Annotated in this window: 3 pseudogenes; all 3 read left to right on the plus strand. The window is 63.4% G+C overall.

The features are described from left to right. A pseudogene (locus WFM69_RS19170) lies at positions 1-212 on the plus strand (leucyl aminopeptidase); the annotation flags it as partial. 336 nt (positions 213-548) lie between these two features. Then, positions 549-1,013: pseudogene (locus tag WFM69_RS19175) on the plus strand (transposase); the annotation flags it as partial. A gap of 525 nt (positions 1,014-1,538) precedes the next feature. Beyond that, positions 1,539-2,670, plus strand: a pseudogene (locus tag WFM69_RS19180) (IS256 family transposase); the annotation flags it as partial. Positions 2,671-3,655: the final 985 nt, after the last annotated feature.

Genomic DNA, 3,655 nt, shown 5'->3' on the forward strand with positions numbered 1-3,655 from the left:
TCGGCGGCCCGTTCGCGGGAGCGACCACCGCCGCGCTGTTCCTGCAGCACTTCGTCGGAGAGACACCGTGGGCGCACCTCGACATCGCCGGCACGATGCAGACCGAGAAGGACGACTCCTGGCGCACCGCGGGTGCCACCGGGTTCGGAGCACGACTACTCCTGGAAACCGCGCGAACCTATACTCCGAGACACCTTCGCATCACGCCTTAGATCAGCCTCTATAGACAAGCGTCCCAAAGCTGAGAAAAGATGCGCGTATATCTACGGTGCTTAGGTGAAGCTCGCGGGGCTAGAGAATGTGGTCTTAACGTGTAAATAGTCATGAAAGATAGAGGTCCTGATGGCGATCGGGGAGCAGCTGTTCCCAAACGGCGGATTCCAGTGGTCGTCGCAGCACCGTGGGTGATCACAGCCTGTCAGAGCAATGCCCTGGCTACCAAGATCTGTAGCCAGGGCATTGCTCTATTCATTCAGAGTGCGCGCAGCACACGGTGCGGTACCCAGCCCTCGCGGCCGGACGAGTTCCGGCACCAGGACCAGCCGCTCTCCGCCGCGTTCATCGGCGCCGCCCCGTTCGAGCGCACCTCGGACCGGTTGGCGCACCGCAACGGTACTCGCCCGAAGACGGTATCGACCACTGCCTGAGATCTTGAGTTAGGGATTCCGAGGCTGCGTCAAGGCAGCATTTTACCATCGTTGTTGGAACGGCGTCACCGGTTCGATCATGCCCTGTTCGCGGTCGTGATGGAGGTCTGGGTCCACGGCGTCTCTACCCAGAACGTCGACGATTTCGTCAAAGTGATCGGCGCGGATGCGGGGGTCTCGAAAAGCGAGGTGTCGCGGATCTGCGCGAACCTCGACGAGGACGTCGCCGCGTTCCGCGACCGACCCCTCGCAGACCAGGAGTACCCGCATGTGTTCCTCGACGTGACATACCGCAAAGCAGGGGTCGGACGTCGTGTCCTCTCCCAAGCGGTCGTTGTCGTGGTTGGGGTCGCTGCTGGCGGGCGGTGGGGGTCGATTTTGTAGAGACCGAGTCGCAGCCGTCAATCGTGCCTGGGTTTGAAAACAACCGCACGCGGCGAAAACTGTCATGCTGGCTGGGACAGGGAGCGAGATCCGACTACCTGGCTTGTGAGGCAGGCCATGCTCGCGCCCGGACCGGGTACTGGTGGACGAGGCTCACCCGTCGAAGGCGAACCTGGCATTGCTGCGCGTTCGTGGATTGCCTCGACGTTAACCGAACGCGACGATGAGCGATCGGCTTCGGCGACCCGCAGCAGGACCGCCACCGTGACGCGACGGCGTCGAGCGGTGTTTCAAGAAGATCAAGCGTTGGGGCGGGATTGCGATTCGCTCAAGCATGATCACCCGCAACTAAACAAGCGCGACTCTTCCTTGCCGCGACCCCTTCACGGTTGGGTCCGGCAATGTGGTGTATGGATCGCGGTGTCGGCGTCGCTCTGAAGTGGTCGACGGTCACCGTGTGATCCTTCGAGAGAACTCTTGACATCCGTCTCGGAAGGAACCTCGACGATGACCGTCGCACCCCACGATATCGACCCTGCCCGCTTCCTCGAAGACTACCTTGCGCAAGCCTAACCCGACCTGCTGCGGGAGATGCTGGGCAAGTTCATCAACCAGTTGCTGTCCGCGGACGCTGATCAGGTCTGCGGCGCCCCCTACGGCACGATCGGCGACGTCCGGGTGAACCGTCGCAACGGGTACCGGCACCGCGACTTCGACACCCGCGCCGGCACGCTCGAGTTGAAGATCCCGAAGCTGCGCTCCGGCACGTACTTCCCGGAATGGGTGTTGGAATGCCGCCGCCGTGCGGAGGCCGCGTTGATCACCGTGGTCGCGACCAGCTGACTCCTCGGCGTCTCCACCTGCCGGATGGACGACCTGGTCAAGACTCTCGGGATCATCGGGCTGTCGAAGTCGCATGTGTCGGAGATGGCGAAGGACCTCGACGAGTAGGTGGCCGCGTTCCGCCCCCCGCCCGCTGGATTCCGTCCCGTACTCGTTCGTCGTCGTCGACGCGCTCACCATGAAGGTCCCTGAGGGCGGTCGGGTCATGAAGGTCGCGTTGCTGATCGCGACCGGCGTGAACGCCGACGGCGACCGCGAGATCTTCGGCCTTCAGGTCACCTCCACTGAGGGCGGCGCAGGGTGGTTGACATGCTGGCGTGACCTTGTCGCGAGAGGCCTGAACCGGGTGCAACTCGTCACCAGTGACGCGCACGCGGGGCTGGTCGCCGCGATCGGCGCTACCGTCGGTGGGTCCTGGCAAGGCTGCCGAACCCGCTGCGCCGCCAACCTCATAGCGGTCACCCCGAAGAGCTCCCGGACGTGGGTCAAGACGCTGCTCGGGACTGTGTTCGACCAGCCCGACGCGGACGCGGTGCACGCCCAGTTCGACCGCGTCCTTGACGCCCTCGAGCACAAGCTACCCCGCAGCCACGCGCACCTCGAGACAGCCCGCGAGGAGATCCTCGCGTTCAACGCTTTCCCGAAGAGCATCTGGCGGCAGATCTGGTCAAACAACCCGAACGAACGCCTCAACCGGCAGATCCGCCGCCGCACCGATGTCGTCGGGATCTTCCCGAACCGCGACACGATCACCCGTCTCGTCGGCGCCGTCCTCGCCGAACGGCACGACGAATGGGGCCCAGCTACGCCGCTAGCTCGGGCCTCGACGCCCTCGCTGTCGCATACCGCGTCGGCGATCCCAATAACGAGGAGGCAATTGAAGCCGACCTCAGGGACCTCACAGCAGAACTCCAAAACGAAGGATCACACGAACACCTACACACTACGTCCCCGGACTGGATCCCTTCACTGGTTGACTAGAACCTATGGCAAAGCTGCCGATTTGTAGACGTACATTTTCCGATCGGCCCTAACTTGGCGGTAGGCCAGATCTTGTCCAGCGTTCGATGCGAGAGTAGTTTGCTTTCCGAGGCGGTCCCTGGAGAAGCCTTGCGAAAGAACCGAGGGTGCAAGTGCCCGGCTTGCGCCCTCGGTATCGCCTCCGAAGTTCAAAGCGGTGGTCCGTCAGAGCGGCACCGCGATCTGGTAGGCGCAGCATCGCCCCGTTGGTCGAAACCTGGTGCCTGGACGCTGGACGGCGACGATCGCATCTCCGATCGGTTCCCAGGACTTCAACGGGCCGATGCGGATGCCGTTGTTTTCGAGGCGCGGACCCCAGGGGGCGAAAGCTGTAGAGCGAGGCCCGGATGTAGTGTCGGCTTGCGTTTTCTCGGAGAACTACCTGTGCGTGCCGCGGTCGACTCGCAAACGCGTGCCGCGGTCGACTCGCAAACGTCGGAGTGTCGCGGTGCGCGCCGATGAGTTGCGCATGCAGTCATGGGTTCTGCGCCCCTGCTCGCCGCCTGGGAGGGCTTGCATGCGCAAAGGCAGGTCACTGCAAAAGCAGTGAGCACGCATGTACCTGCAGCCTTGACGAGGACTCATCGACGCCTACGCTCGTCTTATCACCGTAGGCTCAACCGTCGAGCACCTCGCTGGGCCGCCCCCGTTGTTAGGTCCGGTCTCTGTGTGAGTCGTCGGGTTTCATTTCGTGGGTGCAGTGGCGAGCATAGTCGGCCGGGGTGAGGTAGCCCAGCGCCGAGTGGCGTCGCACGGTGTTG

Source organism: Microbacterium sp. LB12, assembly GCF_037150835.1.
In the GTDB taxonomy this organism is placed as follows: Bacteria; Actinomycetota; Actinomycetes; order Actinomycetales; family Microbacteriaceae; genus Microbacterium.